The sequence below is a fragment of the Massiliimalia massiliensis genome, assembly GCF_900155615.1.
Lineage (GTDB): Bacteria > Bacillota > Clostridia > Oscillospirales > Ruminococcaceae > Massiliimalia > Massiliimalia massiliensis.
Genome location: NZ_FUHT01000002.1, coordinates 282046 through 299505 on the forward strand (window position 1 = coordinate 282046; position 17460 = coordinate 299505).

The 17460-nt window shown below is 47.4% G+C and carries 16 protein-coding genes; 6 read left to right on the top strand and 10 right to left on the bottom strand.

From position 1 onward, the window contains the following. Positions 1-60 precede the first annotated feature (60 nt). From CZ360_RS01265 to CZ360_RS01275, 3 genes are all read right to left on the bottom strand, one after another. Complete coding sequence (locus CZ360_RS01265) at positions 61-894, bottom strand: carbohydrate ABC transporter permease (RefSeq protein WP_077532390.1); 834 nt, start codon at positions 892-894, stop codon at positions 61-63. Positions 895-906: 12 nt separating this feature from the next. After that, the gene (locus CZ360_RS01270; protein ID WP_159438064.1) at positions 907-1830 is read right to left on the bottom strand and encodes a carbohydrate ABC transporter permease; all 924 of its coding nucleotides are present in this window, start codon (positions 1828-1830) and stop codon (positions 907-909) included. 88 nt (positions 1831-1918) lie between these two features. After that, positions 1919-3229, bottom strand: a complete 1311-nt coding sequence (locus tag CZ360_RS01275) for an ABC transporter substrate-binding protein (protein WP_077532392.1) — start codon at positions 3227-3229, stop codon at positions 1919-1921. 114 nt (positions 3230-3343) lie between these two features. Between CZ360_RS01275 and CZ360_RS01280 the strand changes: the two genes are divergently transcribed. The 3 genes from CZ360_RS01280 to CZ360_RS01290 all read left to right on the top strand — a co-directional run bounded on the left by CZ360_RS01280 (position 3344) and on the right by CZ360_RS01290 (position 7931). Then, complete coding sequence (locus tag CZ360_RS01280) at positions 3344-5710, top strand: zinc ribbon domain-containing protein (protein WP_077532393.1); 2367 nt, start codon at positions 3344-3346, stop codon at positions 5708-5710. A 135-nt stretch (positions 5711-5845) separates the two neighbouring features. Further along, the gene (locus tag CZ360_RS01285; protein ID WP_077532394.1) at positions 5846-6643 is read left to right on the top strand and encodes an alpha/beta hydrolase; all 798 of its coding nucleotides are present in this window, start codon (positions 5846-5848) and stop codon (positions 6641-6643) included. Between the two features lie 19 nt (positions 6644-6662). Then, the gene (locus tag CZ360_RS01290) at positions 6663-7931 is read left to right on the top strand and encodes a replication-associated recombination protein A (RefSeq protein ID WP_077532395.1); all 1269 of its coding nucleotides are present in this window, start codon (positions 6663-6665) and stop codon (positions 7929-7931) included. 31 nt (positions 7932-7962) lie between these two features. Here CZ360_RS01290 and CZ360_RS01295 read toward each other — a convergent pair whose 3' ends face one another. From CZ360_RS01295 to CZ360_RS01305, 3 genes are all read right to left on the bottom strand, one after another. Next, a complete protein-coding gene (locus CZ360_RS01295; RefSeq protein ID WP_077532396.1) occupies positions 7963-8535 on the bottom strand; it encodes a zinc metalloprotease in 573 nt (190 codons plus the stop codon). Next, entirely contained in the window at positions 8528-9406 is an 879-nt protein-coding gene (locus tag CZ360_RS01300) for a M23 family metallopeptidase (protein WP_229407956.1), read from the bottom strand. The genes CZ360_RS01295 and CZ360_RS01300 overlap by 8 nt, the downstream gene beginning before the upstream one ends. 190 nt (positions 9407-9596) lie before the next feature. Continuing rightward, positions 9597-9938 carry a phage holin family protein gene (locus CZ360_RS01305; protein ID WP_159438065.1) on the bottom strand — a complete coding sequence of 114 codons (342 nt, stop codon included), beginning with the start codon at positions 9936-9938 and terminating at the stop codon, positions 9597-9599. 199 nt (positions 9939-10137) lie between these two features. Here CZ360_RS01305 and CZ360_RS01310 point away from each other — a divergent pair, with 199 nt between their 5' ends. The 3 genes from CZ360_RS01310 to CZ360_RS01320 are packed head-to-tail and all read left to right on the top strand — an operon-like array spanning position 10138 to position 11340. Continuing rightward, on the top strand, positions 10138-10680 hold the full coding sequence (locus tag CZ360_RS01310) for a hypothetical protein (RefSeq protein WP_077532399.1): 543 nt from the start codon (positions 10138-10140) through the stop codon (positions 10678-10680). Positions 10681-10724: 44 nt separating this feature from the next. Beyond that, entirely contained in the window at positions 10725-11096 is a 372-nt protein-coding gene (locus tag CZ360_RS01315) for a VOC family protein (protein WP_077532888.1), read from the top strand. A gap of 37 nt (positions 11097-11133) precedes the next feature. Continuing rightward, on the top strand, positions 11134-11340 hold the full coding sequence (locus CZ360_RS01320) for a DUF6199 family natural product biosynthesis protein (RefSeq protein WP_143530111.1): 207 nt from the start codon (positions 11134-11136) through the stop codon (positions 11338-11340). 96 nt (positions 11341-11436) lie between these two features. Here CZ360_RS01320 and CZ360_RS01325 read toward each other — a convergent pair whose 3' ends face one another. The 4 genes from CZ360_RS01325 to CZ360_RS01340 all read right to left on the bottom strand — a co-directional run bounded on the left by CZ360_RS01325 (position 11437) and on the right by CZ360_RS01340 (position 17408). Next, positions 11437-13569 carry a sodium-translocating pyrophosphatase gene (locus CZ360_RS01325; protein ID WP_077532400.1) on the bottom strand — a complete coding sequence of 711 codons (2133 nt, stop codon included), beginning with the start codon at positions 13567-13569 and terminating at the stop codon, positions 11437-11439. A gap of 277 nt (positions 13570-13846) precedes the next feature. Further along, the gene (locus tag CZ360_RS01330; RefSeq protein ID WP_229407980.1) at positions 13847-16069 is read right to left on the bottom strand and encodes an AMP-binding protein; all 2223 of its coding nucleotides are present in this window, start codon (positions 16067-16069) and stop codon (positions 13847-13849) included. A 71-nt stretch (positions 16070-16140) separates the two neighbouring features. Continuing rightward, entirely contained in the window at positions 16141-17115 is a 975-nt protein-coding gene (locus CZ360_RS01335; RefSeq protein ID WP_077532401.1) for a D-2-hydroxyacid dehydrogenase, read from the bottom strand. A gap of 29 nt (positions 17116-17144) precedes the next feature. Then, positions 17145-17408: a hypothetical protein gene (locus CZ360_RS01340; RefSeq protein WP_077532402.1), complete on the bottom strand. Its 264-nt coding sequence runs from the start codon at positions 17406-17408 to the stop codon at positions 17145-17147. Between the last annotated feature and the right edge of the window lie 52 nt (positions 17409-17460).

Consider the following 17460-nt stretch of genomic DNA (forward strand, 5'->3'; position numbering starts at 1 on the left):
TTCGTTCTATCATAACATATCTTGGCCGGAAGTTCTACCGTCATCTCAGCCCAAGTTCCACTATCCTTTTACCGCGCCTGCGGTCATCCCCTCAATAAAGCTCTTTCTTGCGAAGATAAAGACAATCAGCACAGGGATGAAGGACAGCATAGTTGCCGCCATAATCAGATTCCACGGAACCAGAGCCTGGCCCTTCAATCCTGCGATTCCGACCGGCAGTGTTTTGACTGTTTCCGTATTTGCCATAATGAGCGGCCAAAGTAAGCTGTTCCACTGGTTCATAAACGTATTGATTGCTAATACGCCCATCGCGGAACGGGACACCGGGACGATAATTTTGACGAATACCCTCAGCTCCGAAGCTCCGTCAATTCTGGCGGACTCTATCAATGAGCTTGGAATTGTCGACATAAACTGTTTAAGGAGAAATACACCAAACACATTTGTAACACATGGAATAATCATCCCCCATAAGGAATCTACCATATGAAATTGGCGCACGATCATAAATGCAGGCAACAGAGTTACCGTGCTCGGCACCATCATCGTCGCCATGCAGAGCATAAAGATCGCGTTTCTTCCCGGAAATGTCTTTTTGGCAAAGGCATAGGCCGCGAGGGAAGCCAGGATTAGGGTAAGAACTGTTGTAGTTACGGATACTATCAGACTGTTGACAAACCAGAGTGGAAAGGCACTGGTTTTGCTCAGCAGCAACTCCGCATAGTTGTCAAGCGTGGGATTCTCCACCCATAGTTTTGGAGGCGTTTCAAACAGTACGGTCTTATCGCGCAGAGAGGTCATTAAAAAAAGCCAAAACGGCAGAATAATAATCAGGCTGGTAATAAGCAGAATCAAAGCCTTTATTACCTTGCCAAGCGTAATTCCCTTTTTCATCTGTTCATCCTCCTAATACTCAATATCGCCTTTATTCAATCGAAGCTGCAAAGCTGTAATCAGCAGAATTACAAGCAGGAACAGCATAGATAATGCCGCGCCTAATCCAGTCAAATTATTCTTAAAGGTCAGCTCGTAGATTGCAAATACGACAGTTTTGGTAGAATTAAGAGGCCCTCCGTTTGTTGTAGTAAAGACAGAATCAAATAATTGAAGCTGCCAGATTGTAGACATTACGATACAGAGCAAAATGCTGTTTCTCATTAACGGCAAGGTTACCTTCCGCAGCATCTGCCATGGATTTGCTCCCTCGATCAGACCAACCTCATAAAAGTCGTTTGGGATACCGCGCAAAGCGGCGACATAGATGTAAATATAGAAGGTACAGCCCTTCCAAATTTCCAGAATGACAATTACTATCCGGGCGGTTTCTGTTTTATTCAGCCAATTCGGCGCATCAATTCCAATGATCTCCAGAAGGTAATTAATCGGCCCATTGACAGAAAACATATAGGACATGATCATACTGGCCGCTACCATGGAAATTAAGAGCGGCATAAAATAAACAGTCTCAAAGAAAGGAGACAGTTTAGAGGTTTTTTTCAGATATAATGCCAAGCCAAACGCAATGAACTGGCCCACTGGCAGTGACATAATAATATAAAGGAAGTTGTTCAGCAAATAATCATAATATTGCCGGTCCGTTAAAATCTTCACGTAGTTTTGCAGTCCGACGAAGGTTCTCGGTCCCACCGTTCCGCCTGTCTGGAAACTTTGAATAAAGGTCATGATAATAGGCAGGAGTGAAAAGGTAATCAGAAACAGCATAAAGGGAAGGATAAACAGATACCCGGACAGCATTTCCCTTTGCCTCGCTTTCGTCCCATACTTCTTGGTTACAATCGTTGAGACAGTGTCTGTATTTTTCTCTTTCATGGACATCGTTCCTCTCATCCGAATGGAAAAGGGCTGCCACAATAACTGCTCTTCAGCAATAGTGGCAGCCACCTTTTAATGATCTGTTTTATTGGGCAAGAATCTCTTTTACCTGTGCGTCTGCGTCAGCAACGGCTGTTTCAACATCCTTGGTGCCGCGCAAAATTTCTTCAATCATCAGTTTGATTACAGGGTCAACCTGCGAGAACCATCTGGGATCTGTCGGAACCGGATAGGCAGACGGTACTGCATCCGCCGCAACAGACATGATCTCATCGTCGCCCCACATCTCCTTGCTTACTTCTGCGGAAGCGTCCAGCATATTATTTGCTTTCAGGTAAATTGCGCCGTTTTCTTCTAATGTCAAAAATTCGATCAAGGTCCAAGCCTGATCTTTGACTTTACTTGCAGATGCGATGGACAGGCCGCCGTTTCCGCCATAGTTTGCACGGCTCATCGCTTCATCCGGATTCGGCCCGGCAGGCATCTGGAATGCGCCGAAGTCCAGATCCGGAGCATTGGTTTTGATTGCGCTGCCAGCCTGGCACTGATCCGCAAACATTGCAACCTTACCGTTATAGAAAAGCTGCTGTGCTTCCTCGGCGGAGTAGTCGTCAAGCGCCGGAGCAACCTTGTATTTAACCATCAGATCAGTGACGAATCTCAGTCCCCTGATTCCTTCCTCGTTGTTGAATCCCAATGCAGTTTCATCCTCATTCAGAAAAGTACCGCCACTTTGATAAATATAGGGTGCGGTCTGGTGGATGCTGATTTCACCAGTGAAATGGTTCAAAAAATAACCCCACTGGTCAGTTTTTCCATCCCCGTCAGTATCCTTCGTCAGAGTTTGCGCCGCAGCAAGCAGTTCATCCCAGGTCTGCGGGATTTCTACGCCATCGGCTTCCAACAGCGCCTTATTGTAGAACACAATCGAGGTCAGGTTAAGAAATGGAACCCTGGCCATAACTCCGTCATATTCGCCGGAACTCCACAACGCGTCGGTATATTTATCTTTCAGTTCATCCGTTATGTAAGGCGTCAGGTCTTCCAACTGCCCAGCCGCGACAAAATTCGGGAAACCTTCTGTCATGTAGGAAACGTCCGGAGGTGTTCCGCCGGCAAACGCTGCGGAATATTTTTCATTCCACGATTCCCAAGGCGTAACCAAAAATTCAAGCTCGATCTCAGGATGCTCTTCAGCGAATTTGTCAAAAACAGGCTGCCACAGCTCGGCTTCATTCGAGGCATGCGGCGCTTTCCAAAAGGTGATTTTAGTCGTTTCGCCACTCTTCGCATCGCCTGATGTGCCGCCTTCCCCTTCTTTACCGCATCCGGAAAAAACGGAAGCGGTTAAGGCGCCTGCTAGTAGAATGGACACAAGTGTTTTCATTGCTTTCATACGTAGGTCTCCTTTTCATTTTTTATTAAAATCACTGGTTCGTGATTTGCATACAAAGATAACAAAAGATCAGCCTAAAAAGCTATAATTAACTAGACAGAAGGAGAATGATTTATGGCAGCTTTTTGTACACAATGCGGTTCGCCGGTCACGGAAGACGATTTCTTCTGCCCGAACTGCGGCTCTATCATCCAAAAATCCCCTGAGGAAGGGAAAACAGCGGAACAAGTCCCGTTTCGTTCCACTGAAGAAGCATCGAACAAACCAGAGGAACAGGCTGCTGCTCCTATGCAGCCGGTATCGGGTCAATCGCAGGAAACGCCAGCTCCTACCGTTCAGGCAATCCCCCAACCGAAGGAGCCAATCTCCCCGGCCTTATCGTCACGCCTCTCTCTGCTATGGAAAAAATGGAGCAAGCACCCCAAAGCACTGATCCTTTCTGGATGCGGCCTGGCTCTTGTAATAATTCTTGCTATTTTAATCCCTGTTTTGATTGCCTCGCAAAAGGAGCAGCATTTCCTGGCATATGCTGTTGGCGATGAGGTGCATCTCACCCTCCAAGGAAAAGAAGAGAACCGCTATGAGCTGGAGGGCGAAGCGCTAATCCCCTATTATGTCTGCAATGAGAAGCAGACAAAGCTGCTCTATATGGACGGTGAAAACGATACACTCTATTATCAGGATCTCACTGACAAGGCGCTGCGTTCCGGAGAGCGGATCAAAATTGATGATGATATTTCTTATTATTTTGAATTTTCCTCAGATGAAAAGTCTGTTTTGTATCTGACCAGCAATGGAGATTTTTTCCGTTATCATTTAAAAAGCAGGCAAAAGGAACGTCTCTTCAATGGCGTCTCTACCTATCGGCTTTCTGAGGATGATAGTACTCTCATTTACTTAGGAGAAGACGAGGCACTGTATCAGGCTGATATGGACACGCAGGAAAAACAAAAAATCACAGCAGAGGCTGACAGCATTTCTTATGTCTCTGAGGATGCGCAGGAGGTCTTCTACATCAAAGATGAAGCCTGCTATCGCTATTCCGTGCAGGATAACAAATCCGAAAAGCTGGCTTCTGATATCATAGAGGCATTTAGTTTTAATGATAACGGAACCTTCTATTATACAAAAAATGAAGAGGTCAGCACTCCGATTTCCGATCTTATTGATGATGACCTGCTCGAAGCTGATACACAGGCTGCCAAGGATGAAAAGCCGTTGACCCTGCGAGACCTGAACGATACTATCTTCTATCCGGATAATGATTCCAGCTATTTTAACAGTACGTCACTTTATATCTATGATATGACGGCCGACGGTTTTTCCTTTGACCTGAACGACTGGTATAACGGCTTTGATGGCGGAAAAGCGGAATTCACCGATGATAATACCGCGGTCTATACTACTACCGACTATAATGGGAACGGTAAGCTGGAAAACACCTTTACTCTAAAAATGGAGAATGACCGTCCCGTTATCCAGGTGACCAACAAGATGATTGAGGAGGCGCCGGATGGCGAAGGAACTGAAGCCCCAATTGTCGCGGAAGGGAAGTATTATATCTCCTATAGCTGGGAAAAACCGCTGCAGGTCTACCAGCTCCGTAATCAGCTTCGTGAGGATATCAAGGGCGCATCGGTCAGCTATACCAAAACCAACCTATTCTATTACAACGGCAAGGAAGATGTCAAGGTCTGTGAGAACTATTTAGAATCCATTTCTCGTTCCGATCTTGTCTCTGCGGATGAAGAAAAAAATATCATCTGTTATTACAGAAACGAATCTGCCGCTCCCGAAAAGGTTAAAATGTCAGAATATTTCGATACTGAGGAGAATATCTCCATGTTCAGTCTGCGGATTGCTGCCGGAGAAGAGAATCCGTTTGAGGAGATCGAAGTGAAAACAGTCCCCTGCATTTCTGTTGCCGGAACCGAATCCATCGTCAATGTAGACAAGGAAAAAGGAATCTATGATATCAAAGTGGAAGACTCCGGCTATCTATATTATGTGGAAAAAGAATTCCCAGAGGCTGCCGGCACTCTGTTCCGTGCTAAAATATCCGATAAGGGAATCGGGGAATCCGAAACAGTATATGACGATGTATCAAGCTATGTTCTTTCTGATGGAGAAATCTGGTATTTCCGGGACGGTGAGGAAGGATCCGACGTAGCAGACCTGTACTATAAGGATCAGTCTATTGCATATGACGTAAAAATGGATTCTCTTTCTATCCTGGACGGAGCCGCCTTCTTCCAATCTGATTGTGACAGCCTGGCCCAGATGGGAACATTCTGCGTATTCAAAAACGGCAAAACACAGCAGCTCGCTTATGATGTTTCGTCATTCTCCGCCTTGAATGAAAACTATGTCGCGTTAATCCATGATTGCAACGACGGCGCAGGCGAGCTCTCCGTATATACTGGCAAAAAAGAACTCACGCACATTGATTATGATGTTGACTTCATCATCCAGCTCAAGTAACAAAAAAGCCTTCCGTAAAACGGAAGGCTTTTCTATTCTGCAAAACAGGATATCCTTTCACAAAGTACACGAATTATGTTATAATAAAGGAAAAGAGTCCTGATACAAGATCGGGCAAAAAGGAGTGCAAATGATATGGCAAATTTCAGCGGAACCATCTATTCCAAAACTTTGGACATGCGGACGCACCTTAATATTGTTACCCCCAAGGATATCCTGGACGTACCGGACAATGGGAAGATCGTCTATCTTCTGCATGGGCTTTCGGACGACGCGGACGCGTGGTTAAAAAACGCCCAGCTTCCCCTGCTGGCCAATGACTATAACCTGACCTTTGTCCTGCCGGAGGTGCAGCGCAGTTTCTATACTGATATGGCCTATGGCCTGGATTATTTCACTTATGTAACGGAGGAGCTGCCGAAAATCTGCAAGCGCTTATTCGGCCTTTCCGACAAGCGGGAGGATAACTATGTCATGGGATTGTCTATGGGCGGCTATGGCGCGTTGAAATGCGCGCTGAAAAAACCGGAGCAGTATGCCGGCTGCGCGGCGTTCTCTGCTTTGACGGATCTACACTTCCTGCTTAAACAGGCCAGAGAGGATTTTCCGCGCCCGGAACACGCGATCCGGGAGATCAAAGCGGTTTTCGGACAGGACTATGAGCTGATGGAAGAAAACGATCTTTATCGGATTGCGAAAGAATGCGAAAAAAATCCGCTTAAGCCCCGTATCTTTATGGCCTGCGGAACAGAGGACTTTTTGCATGAAATCAACCTTCAGTTCCGGGATTTTATGTCCAGTCTGGACTTTGATTACACCTATCAGGAGTGGGCCGGAATCCACGAATGGTACCTCTGGAACAAAGCCCTCCATCTTGCCTGCGGCCACTTCTTCCCCCGCTATGTAACGGAGAACTATTGCAACATCAAGTAATCCAGGAAAGGATGATCCTATGTCAGCACCGTTAGCCGATCGGATTCGCCCGCAGACGCTGGACGATGTCGTGGGACAAACCCATTTGCTCGCTCCGGGTAAAGCGCTGCGCAATATTATCGAATCAGGCCAAATCCCCAACCTGATTTTTTACGGGCCGTCCGGTGTGGGAAAAACTACCCTGGCGCGGTTGATTGCGGGCCAGACTAACAAAAAGCTGTATAAATTAAACGGAACCTCTGCTTCTACGGCGGACATTAAGACTATTATTGAGCAGGTTAATACCATCTCCTCATACAACGGGATTCTGCTCTACCTGGATGAGATTCAGTACCTCAACAAAAAGCAGCAGCAGTCCCTGCTGGAGCATATCGAAAATGGCAACATTACCCTGATCGCCTCCACAACAGAGAATCCCTACTTTTATATTTACAATGCAATCCTGAGCCGCAGTACTGTATTCGAATTCAAAACAGTGGAGCCTGCCGAGGTGGAGCGGGCTGTTCTGCGCGCCTTTCACGCCATGGAAGAGGAACTTTCCGTCCAGTTTAAACTGGAGGATGGAGTCAGCGCTTTTATTGCGCAGGCCTGCGGCGGCGACGTCCGGAAATCGATTAATACGGTAGAGCTCTGCGCCCTGGCAACCCGCCCGGATCAGGACGGCGCCTATTTCGTTACAATGGACACTGCCCGGGAGCTCGCGCAAAAATCTGCCATGAAATATGACAAACAGGGAGACGAGCATTACGACCTGCTTTCCGCGCTCCAGAAATCTATTCGCGGTTCCGACCCAGATGCGGCTGTCCATTATCTGGGCAGACTCCTGGAGGCCGGCGACCTCCTTTCTCCTTGCCGGCGCCTTCTCGTCATAGCCAGCGAGGATATTGGAATGGCATATCCAATGGCAATTGCTATCGTCAAGGCCTGTGTCGACAGCGCTGTGCAGCTTGGCCTGCCGGAAGCCCGTATTCCCCTGGCAGAAGCTGCCGTCCTGTTGGCAACCTCCCCAAAGTCAAACAGCTCTTATATGGCAATCAACTATGCGATGTCGGATATTCGCTCCGGAAAGGGCGGCACCTTTCCCCGTCAACTGCAAAACAAGCATTATGACGGTGCGGAACGTAAGGAAAAGGGACAAAACTATCTCTATCCGCATGACTTCCCCAATCATTATGTGAAGCAGCAATATCTGCCGGATGATTTAAAGGATACTGTTTATTATCAGTATGGAGAAAATAAAACCGAGCAGGCTGCAAAAATCTATTGGGAAAAAATCAAAGGGAAATAAGAGAGAGGCCGCAACAAAAGCGGCCTCTCTCTTATTTCCAAATTGATGTCCATAGATAAACGCAGAATATCAACAGGGTAATGTTCCCATGCTGATGCCAGAACATATAAATACAATAGGTTGATAATAATATATTCATAACTATTTGTATTATAAAGACGATATTTTCCGCTTGGTATAGGTCAGTAAAACGGGAAAAGAACAAAACCAACAGCTTTCCCCCATCCAATCCCTTCAACGGCAGGAGATTTAAAATTCCTAACACCAAATGAACAGATCCAAATGCTTCCCACCCAATCGGGAAACTCACCGCGGCCATAGTAAAATTCAACAGGCTTCCAGCCAGTAAAACCGCTGTTTCTTTCCCAACGGATAAGCCGTCCTGTGGTTGATCCATCCGGATACCGGTCATCTCAAATGCGATCCGCTTGGGCGCGTATCCAGTTATAAGCACCATGATCAAATGTCCGCATTCATGCATGATGCCTGCCAGCAATCCCAGTACGGCAATTCCAGTCTCATCCACCAGAAAGCAAAGGGTGAGGACAGCCAGAAATAAAAACCGGAATTCAATCACTGTCCTGCCAATCCGCAGCTCAAGCACGATCCAGTACTGCAGCCGGGTCTACAAATTTACTGTTGATCAGGTATCCAAAATGAAGATGCGGCCCGGTTGACATCCCGGTGCTTCCCACCTCAGCAATCACCTGGCCCTTTTTCACTGCGTCGCCTTCTTTTACCAGAAGCTTGCTGCAATGGGCGTAAAAGCTTTCATTTCCGTCCGCATGCCGGACGCGGATGTGCTTCCCATAGCCCTCTGATTCCTCCGCTTCCATGACTGTCCCAGCCAGAATCACTTTAATCTCCGTTCCCTCATCTGCTGCAAGGTCGATGCCCTTGTGAAAATCCTGCTCTCCGGTTATCGGATGAGTGCGCGCTCCAAACGCAGAAGTGACTGATAAGTTTTTTAGCGGCGAGGCGATATCGTTTTGGAAAGTGTAGCTCTGCATGGAAACATTCGCCGGAATCTGAGCTTCACCGTTCGGTTCCCCGCCGGCTGCTGCTGTTTCAGAGGAAACGTTATCCTCCGTATCTGAAGCAGCGTCTTCAGATACTACGTTGCTGATTGTTTCCTCTGTACTGTTTGTGTCTGTGCTGCTCTCACCGACATCCGGCAGGATGGTTGCTTGTTCCTTGTTTAGCCAACGTTCAAACTGGCCTTTGATTCCCTCCATATCCTCAGCAAAACCGCCGTCCTCCTGAATCAGTGTTTTCAGTTCCGAGTCGATGTCACGGTACTGTGATGGGAAAAAGGTGTTAAGGAGCACCAAAATAATTGCAATCGCCAGGCACAATATCACCTGGAAGGTCAGCGTGCTGAAGAAGCCGGTTTCTTTCGAGGGCTTCTCCTCACCTTCTTTTGGCTCATTATATAATTCTTCGCTCAAGTCGAATTCTTTCCAGTTTTTTATCATAATGACAGCCTCAGCTTTCGCCCTATTGAAAGCTATCCTTTCTTTTTGAATTTGAGCTGGCTTTGCCTGCCAAATCACCGCCATCCTGGTGGCGAAAGCCGCAAAACGTTATCTGAAAGATTCACCTTTCAGACCTGCTCCTTTGTCCAATTCACTCTATTTATATTCGGCCGGCATCAGGAATAGTACTTTACTTCTCCTCTTTCGTTTCCGACGACTTGGACTTCTCATCCGGTTTTGACGCGCACAGGCCTTTCGTCACTTCATGTACGAACATGCTTGCTCCGGTCAGCAAAATCCCCTGTGTGACGACTGAAAACAGGCAGGCATAAAATTCCTTCAGACTAGTCAAATTGCAGACAGAAAAAGTATAAAGCGCGGTTACAACGAGAGAAACGACAAGCAGAATCCATGGAATCCTTTTAGAACTTAACTTTGTACGTTTTAATATCCTTCCCAGCAAATACAGTACCGGAATCACTACCAGAAGTTCGCTGCGGATATAATAGCGCAGCAGCTCGATCAAATCCATTATCCAATCCCCCCTTTTGGAAGCCATGTGAAAAGCTCCCGCCATATTATATGATTTCTTGTCTGGTTTTGATCTTTACAATAAAACGGATTTTTTGTATAATAAGGAGGATTTCTAAAAAGAATGAGCCTTTCCTGTGGAACCGGCTTAAACACCGTAAGAAAGGGAGTCTTTGCAAAGTAAAGGCTATGGTATTGATATGAAACAAAAATTAGCGGCGATTTTAGGAATGGTGCTCCTTCTGTTCTGTTTTGCCGGATGCGAACGGGACTATGAAAGGACAGCCTATGAAAAGGAACTGGATGTTACCCTCCAGTCAGAGCCAAATTCTATTGCTGATTTAGAAGAAGAAATGAACGCCCTGGCAAAGGATTATGATGAAAACGGAATCCTGACCGAAGCTATGGCTGTCTTTAAAGGAGACGAGGATATCGCCAACCAGAAGGGTACGTTATCCTTTACCTATTGCAGCTATAACGAGGAAACCAAACGCAGTACTACTGTGATCTTTGCCTATAGCATGTACGATAAAAAGGTTACAAAAGTGTCTTACGACCAGGGACTAGCCCAACTCAGTGAGGAACTCACCAAGCCGCTCTGGGAAGAAGGGAAAAAAATTCCCTTCTCCTTTATCTTTGAAAAAATTCGGGAAGAGGATGATTTCAAAAATAAAATCGGCGGCGAGAATATTACCCTCACAGTAGAATTTACCAGTGAAAATGTAGAAACGTCTTTAATCTAGGAGAAAGGAATGCTTTCGTTAGAACGAAAGCAGTAATGATAATCATGAATTTTAAAATTGTGCATAATAATTATAACGTCTATGACCTTGAAAAAAGTATTGCCTTTTACCAGGAGGCCTTTGGAATGAAGGAAACCCGGCGGAAGGAAGCGCAGGACGGCAGCTTTATCATTGTTTATCTTGGAAACGCCCAGGCCGAGCATTTAATCGAGCTTACCTGGCTGCGGGATTGGGATCATCCCTATAACCTCGGCGACAATGAAATCCATCTTGCCCTTCAAACCGATGATTATGAAGCTGCTCACGCATTGCATCAAAAGATGGGATGCATCTGTTATGAAAATCCGTCTATGGGAATTTATTTCGTATCTGATCCGGACGGATACTGGATCGAAATTGTTCCTAAACGGGATTAAGGCCGTATATTTAAGCAAAAAGGAGCTGTGAAGCCATATGGAAATGATTCTTCTTGCAATCATCCTGTTAATTGCCGGCTTGGTTATGACCATTAAACCTGACATCTGGTGGCAGCTGACAGAATCCTGGAAATCCTATTCCGCCGGCGATCCATCTGATTTTTATATCAAGGTGACCCGGATCGGCGGAATTGTATTCCTGGTCATGGCCTTGATGGTATTTGTTCTACTCTTTTTTATATGAAGATAATGAAAGCCTTGATGAAAAATTTTCATCAAGGCTTTTTCTTTTCGCTGGATACAAAAATCCGCCCTTTTCAGGACGGATTTTTAATTTCTTTTATTTAATCAGGGAGAATGCCAGGACAACCTGAGCGAATACGATCGAAACCATAGATAACAGTTTGATCAAAATATTGATTGACGGGCCGGAAGTATCCTTAAACGGGTCGCCGACTGTATCGCCGACAACCGCGGCCTTATGCGCTTCGCTTCCTTTTCCGCCATGTTTTCCGCTTTCAATATATTTCTTCGCGTTATCCCACGCCCCGCCGGAGTTCGCCATCATAACAGCAAGGATAAATCCAGTCACTGTAGCGCCTGCAAGCATTCCGGCAACACCGGCGACACCGAGAATCAGTCCAACAATAATCGGTACGGCAACCGCGAGAACCGCCGGAAGAATCATTTCCTTCTGTGCGGATTTGGTGCAGATGTCCACGCAGCTTGCGTAGTCCGGCTCTGCTTTGCCTTCCATCAGCCCAGTGATTTCCCGGAACTGACGGCGAACCTCCAGTACAATTCCCTGTGCCGCACGTCCAACTGCTTCCATTGTCAAAGCAGCAAACAGGAACGGCAGCATACCGCCGATAAACAGTCCGATTAATACAGCAGGGTTTGTAATATTCAGGTTGAGGGTTGCAAAGTATTCCGGATCAAGCACATTGATCTCCGCCAGATAAGACGCGATCAAAGCCAGCGCGGTCAATGCAGCAGAACCAATTGCAAAGCCTTTTCCGGTTGCAGCGGTTGTATTCCCAAGAGAATCAAGCGCGTCAGTGCGTTCCCGAACTTCCTCACCCAGGCCAGCCATTTCAGCAATACCGCCTGCATTATCAGCAACCGGGCCATAGGCATCGGTAGCAAGGGTGATTCCCAGTGTAGAGAGCATTCCGACTGCGGAAAGACCAATTCCATAGAGGCCGAGGTTAAAGTCCGCGCCTCCGCCGGACACAAAGTAGCTGATCAGAACCGCCGCGCCAACGATGATAACCGGAAGCCCTGTGGAACGCATCCCGAGGGACAGCCCGCCGATAATAATGGTAGCCGGTCCGGTTTCTGAGGTCGCAGAGAGCTTTCTGGTGGGTTTATAGGTGTCAGAGGTATAGTATTCGGTAAAGAATCCAATGAGTACCCCTGCAAGCAATCCGCAGATAATAGCAAAATAAAGACCGACGTTTTCTTTCCCTAATACAAAATAAATCAGCGGGAAAGCAATAATAGCAACCAGCGCCGCACTGATCCAGGTGCCTCGACGGAGTGCAGACAGCAGATTTTTCTGTGATGCGCCTTCCTTGGTCTTGACAAAGAAGGTTCCGATAATAGAGGCAATAATTCCAACAGCCGCCATAACCATCGGAATTGTAACGCCGCTGAAGCCCATACCGGCAGCCACAGCCAGCGCGCCCGTAGAGATAATCGAGCCAACATAGGATTCATATAAGTCAGCGCCCATACCTGCAACGTCACCGACATTATCGCCGACGTTGTCAGCAATAACAGCCGGGTTTCTCGGGTCGTCTTCCGGAATTCCGGCCTCCACCTTTCCAACAAGGTCAGCTCCAACGTCCGCAGCCTTGGTGAAGATACCGCCGCCGACACGCGCAAACAGCGCCATCGAGGAGGCGCCCATTCCAAAGGTCAGCATAGCGGAGGTAATCGCCTGGATCTGTGCCGCTTCAAAAGATTGCCCTGCGGCTACAACCAGGTGATCCGGATTAGCAAACCACCATTTCAGGAAGAAATACCAGAACGAAATATCAAATAATCCCAATCCAACAACAACAAAGCCCATAACGCCGCCAGCGGAAAATGCAATCCGCAGTCCAGTATTCAGGCTCTTCATCGCTCCATTCGCGGTTCTCGCATTGGAAGCGGTTGCGATTTTCATGCCGATAAAACCGGATAAGCCAGAGAAAAATCCACCGGTCAGGAATGCAAACGGAACAAACCAGGTCAAAAATCCAAATGCCGCCATCACGCAAAGCACGATAAACAGAACGGCAAAGAATGCAGCAACACCAGTATACTGCCGTTTTAAATAAGCGTTTGCGCCTTTTCTAACCGACATTGAGATTTTTTTCATCAGGTCGGTACCCTCATCAGCACGAAGCACTTTTTTTGCAAGGAAAAATGCAAAAATCAGCGCAATCACTGAACCGACAGGGGCAAGGTAAGTAATGTAATTGTCCATTGAAAAACTCCTCCCTTAATTCTTTCGATTCAAATTATAACATTTTGTCCGATTTGCCACAACAGAACCATGAACGAAATATGAAAACTTTGTGACAATAAATAATTATCCATGAATAATATTGTTCAAAAAGTCGAGGACTTTAAACACCTTGTCAAAACCTTGTCAAGGATAAGTAAAAAGCCTTTTGCAGCCGCGTTTTTTTGACATTTTTTTATCATACTAAAGCGCAGAAAAAGAGCGCCAAAAGATGATCTTTGACGCTCTTTTTTCCCTGTTATTGATGTTTTTCCCGAAGCTCCACACGCCGGATCTTTCCACTGATGGTCTTGGGCAGCTCCTCCACAAATTCCACGACACGGGGATATTTATACGGTGCAGTCCGCTCCTTGACATATTTCTGAATTTCGGCCTTCAGTTCGTCTGACGGGACTGAACCACGGGTCAGCACAATCGTTGCCTTGACTACCTGTCCGCGCACCGGGTCAGGCACGCCGGTAATCGCACATTCCAGGACATATGGCAGTTCCATCAAAACGCTTTCAATCTCAAACGGCCCAATCCGGTAACCAGAGGATTTGATGATATCATCCGTCCGTCCGACATACCAGAAATAGCCCTCCTCGTCACACCATGCGGTGTCGCCGGTGTGGTAAAGGTCGTCGTGCCAGGCCTCATCCGTCAGCGTTTCATTTCGGTAATAGCCGGTAAACATTCCACAGGGCCGTCCTTTTTTAGTCCGAAGGACAATTTCGCCCACTTCCCCCGGACAAACTGGTTCGCCGCCAGCGTCCACCAAATAAACCTCATACTGCGGGTTTGGCCGACCCATAGAGCCAGGCTTCGGCTCTGAGCCAATCAGGTTGCCCAAAATCAGGGTAGACTCGGTCTGCCCAAAGCCCTCCATAATCTTTAATCCGGTATGCGCCATCCATTGGTGATATACCTCCGGATTCAACGCCTCACCCGCCGTACAGCTATATTCCAGTGAAGAAAGGTCATAGTTTGACAGATCCTCTTTAATGAACATCCGGTACATAGTGGGCGGGGCGCAGAAAGTCGTGATCTGATGCTTCGCGAACATTTTTAAAATATCGTCCGCATGGAAACGGTCAAAGTCATAGGTGAAAATTGCCGCTTCGCAGAGCCACTGGCCATAGATTTTTCCCCACACCGCCTTCCCCCAGCCGGTATCGGAAATTGCAAAATGCAGTCCGTCCGGGTCTACATTATGCCACCACCGGGCGGTAACAATATGCCCGATCGGATAGGTATAGTCATGGGTTGCGATTTTGGGATATCCGGTTGTCCCGGAGGTGAAGTACATCAGCATTGGATCGGATTTCAGTGTTTCCCTGCGTTCAAAGGTATCAGGCTGGGAATAAACTCCTTCATCAAAGGAAAGCCATCCCTCCCGTTTGCCATGCACCATAATTTTGATTTCTACTGTCGGCGATTCCGCAAACGCTTCTTCTGCGGCACGAGACACGTCCCCGTCCGCCGTACAAATCATCGCCTTCACGCCAGCGGCATTGAACCGATATGCAAGGTCTTTTTCCGTCAGTTGGTTGGTCGCGGGGATCGCGACTGCTCCAATCTTATGCAGTGCTACAATCGTGAACCAGAATTCAAAATGCCGTTTCAGTACCAGCATAACCCGATCGCCCTTTTTAATTCCCAGACCGGTCAGATAATTAGCCGCCATGGAGGAATAACGTGAAATGTCCCCAAAGGTAAATTTTCTGACCTCATGCTGATTGGATTCCCACACCATGGCAAGCTTATCTGGATTTTTTCCTGCCAGTGCATCAACCACATCATAACCGAAGTTAAAATTTTCCGGAATCCTGAAATCAATCCCAATGAGCTGTCCGCTCTGGTCGAGCGTTTCATTTACAAAATCCTTATACAGGAGCTGGTCGCGGGTATTAATCACTACATCGCCGTCATCTACCGGCTTCGGCTGGTCGTAATGCTCCGCCGCGCCCTTCATCCCGATTGCCAGAAACTCACAGTCCTCGCCGCCAATCGCGACCATACCATGCGGCTTCGAAGCGTCGAAATAGATGCTGTCGCCCGCATGGAGGATTTCAGTATGCCACCCGCCGACGACAATCTTCAGCGTCCCCTTGAGCACATAGTCGAGCTCCTGCCCAGCATGGGTCGTCATCGACACAGGCGCTTTCTCATTTTGTTCGTCATAGCTTACCTTCACAAGACATGGCTCTGCAAGACGCTTTTGCAGAGCAGAAGCCAGATGAAAATACTGAAAGCCCTCCCGGCGCTTTACCGGCATTCCATCTCCGGCACGGCAGACAGTATAAGTCTGCAGTCTCGGGGTAAGCCCTGTGATAATCTCCCCGACGTCAACACCCAAATGGTTGGCGCAGTTATATAAAAACGCGAAGGTTAAATCCTGTTCTCCGCTTTCACATTTTTGATATTCCTCGGGGGTTAGCTGTGTGACCTTTGCCATCGTTTCCACTGAAATGTGGGACATTTCCCGTAATCCTTTCAGACGGTCAGCGACGGCCTGAAGCTGTTCTTTCTGGTTCAATTTGGTTCGCTCCTTTATGCTTTCGGCTGGCTGACGACATGGGTTGGATCGCCCTCCAGGTAATGCTTAAGATTTTGATATACCATTTCAATCAGCCGAACCCGCGTGTCATAGCAGGCCCATGCGATATGCGGGGTAATGACAATATTTTTCGCATACAGCAGCGGATTGTCAGGCTGAATCGGCTCTGCGGATACCACGTCCACATAAGCCCTTCGGATCACATCCTGGTTCAGCGCTTCTGCCAAATCCTGCTCCTTCACAACCGGCCCGCGTGCCGTATTGATCAGGATCGCCTCCGGCTTCATAAGGCGGAGTGTATCCCGGTTGATCAATCCTTCTGTCTCAACCGTCAACGGACAGTGTACTGTGATGATATCGCTTTCCGAGAAAAGGCGGGTTTGGTCGACAAAGCGAACCCACGGATAGTCCTCCTGATCTTTCTGACGGATTGTCCGCGTCTGCACTAACACCTTCATATCAAATGCCGCAGCAAGCTTCGCCACCCGCTTGGCAATGCTGCCAAACCCGATAATTCCGATGGTCTTGCCGTCAAGCTCCTGTACTCGGTCATCATAGAAACAAAAATCCGGGCAATTCTGCCATTCACCCCTGTGAACCCGTTCGTCATGCTCCCGTACCATATTATAGGCGTCCAGGATATAGGCAAAAACAAGCTGTGCGACGCCCTTGGTTGAATAGGCCGGAACATTGGTAACTGTGATGCCGCGCTCAATGGCATAATCAAGATCAATATTATTATAGCCGGTTGCAATGATACCGACATATTTTACATTCGGGCACTGCGACAATACAGAGCGGTCAAGCATACACTTATTGGTAATCACCAGCTCCGCATCTCCGATACGCTCTGCAATCCTTTCATATGGCGTGCGTTCATACCAGGCCAGCTCCGCCAGTTCTTCAAAACGCTGATAGCTCAGCTCTTTTCCGGTTGACGCATAGGTGTCAAGAATCACAAGCTTCATTTTCAAATCTCCTGTTCTTTTGGTTTTTCCTAATTTTCCTGTTTCTTCTGCTGATCCGCCTTTTGGTCAGCCTTCCGGGCACGCCAAAGAGTGAACAGGGCGGCCGCGCAGAACAGCAATTCCGCCACGCCCAGCCCAAGCTGGAACCACTTCACATCAGAGAGATAGGTGAGAAAGGTTGAAGCGACCCAACAGGCAAAAACAAGCTGGTACGCCCGGCGGCGGCGCCAGAATTCCCAGAGGAAAAACAAAACCGCAATCCCTCCGAATAACAGATGAAACCAAACATTCATGAAAACCCTTCCCTTACCAGATCTTTCTAGCTTTGATGATTTTATTGTAGCA

What these genes read in the sequence shown, in the direction of transcription:
- CZ360_RS01335 (WP_077532401.1), bottom strand. Translation starts at nt 17,115, where the DNA reads ATGAAGCTTGTGATTCTTGACACCTATGCGTCAACCGGAAAAGAGCTG.
- CZ360_RS01285 (WP_077532394.1), top strand. Translation starts at nt 5,846, where the DNA reads ATGGCAAATTTCAGCGGAACCATCTATTCCAAAACTTTGGACATGCGG.
- CZ360_RS01325 (WP_077532400.1), bottom strand. Translation starts at nt 13,569, where the DNA reads ATGGACAATTACATTACTTACCTTGCCCCTGTCGGTTCAGTGATTGCG.
- CZ360_RS01265 (WP_077532390.1), bottom strand. Translation starts at nt 894, where the DNA reads ATGAAAAAGGGAATTACGCTTGGCAAGGTAATAAAGGCTTTGATTCTG.
- CZ360_RS01270 (WP_159438064.1), bottom strand. Translation starts at nt 1,830, where the DNA reads ATGAAAGAGAAAAATACAGACACTGTCTCAACGATTGTAACCAAGAAG.
- CZ360_RS01320 (WP_143530111.1), top strand. Translation starts at nt 11,134, where the DNA reads ATGGAAATGATTCTTCTTGCAATCATCCTGTTAATTGCCGGCTTGGTT.
- CZ360_RS01305 (WP_159438065.1), bottom strand. Translation starts at nt 9,938, where the DNA reads ATGGATTTGATCGAGCTGCTGCGCTATTATATCCGCAGCGAACTTCTG.
- CZ360_RS01280 (WP_077532393.1), top strand. Translation starts at nt 3,344, where the DNA reads ATGGCAGCTTTTTGTACACAATGCGGTTCGCCGGTCACGGAAGACGAT.
- CZ360_RS01275 (WP_077532392.1), bottom strand. Translation starts at nt 3,229, where the DNA reads ATGAAAGCAATGAAAACACTTGTGTCCATTCTACTAGCAGGCGCCTTA.
- CZ360_RS01300 (WP_229407956.1), bottom strand. Translation starts at nt 9,406, where the DNA reads ATGATAAAAAACTGGAAAGAATTCGACTTGAGCGAAGAATTATATAAT.
- CZ360_RS01290 (WP_077532395.1), top strand. Translation starts at nt 6,663, where the DNA reads ATGTCAGCACCGTTAGCCGATCGGATTCGCCCGCAGACGCTGGACGAT.
- CZ360_RS01340 (WP_077532402.1), bottom strand. Translation starts at nt 17,408, where the DNA reads ATGAATGTTTGGTTTCATCTGTTATTCGGAGGGATTGCGGTTTTGTTT.
- CZ360_RS01315 (WP_077532888.1), top strand. Translation starts at nt 10,725, where the DNA reads ATGAATTTTAAAATTGTGCATAATAATTATAACGTCTATGACCTTGAA.
- CZ360_RS01330 (WP_229407980.1), bottom strand. Translation starts at nt 16,069, where the DNA reads ATGTCCCACATTTCAGTGGAAACGATGGCAAAGGTCACACAGCTAACC.
- CZ360_RS01310 (WP_077532399.1), top strand. Translation starts at nt 10,138, where the DNA reads ATGAAACAAAAATTAGCGGCGATTTTAGGAATGGTGCTCCTTCTGTTC.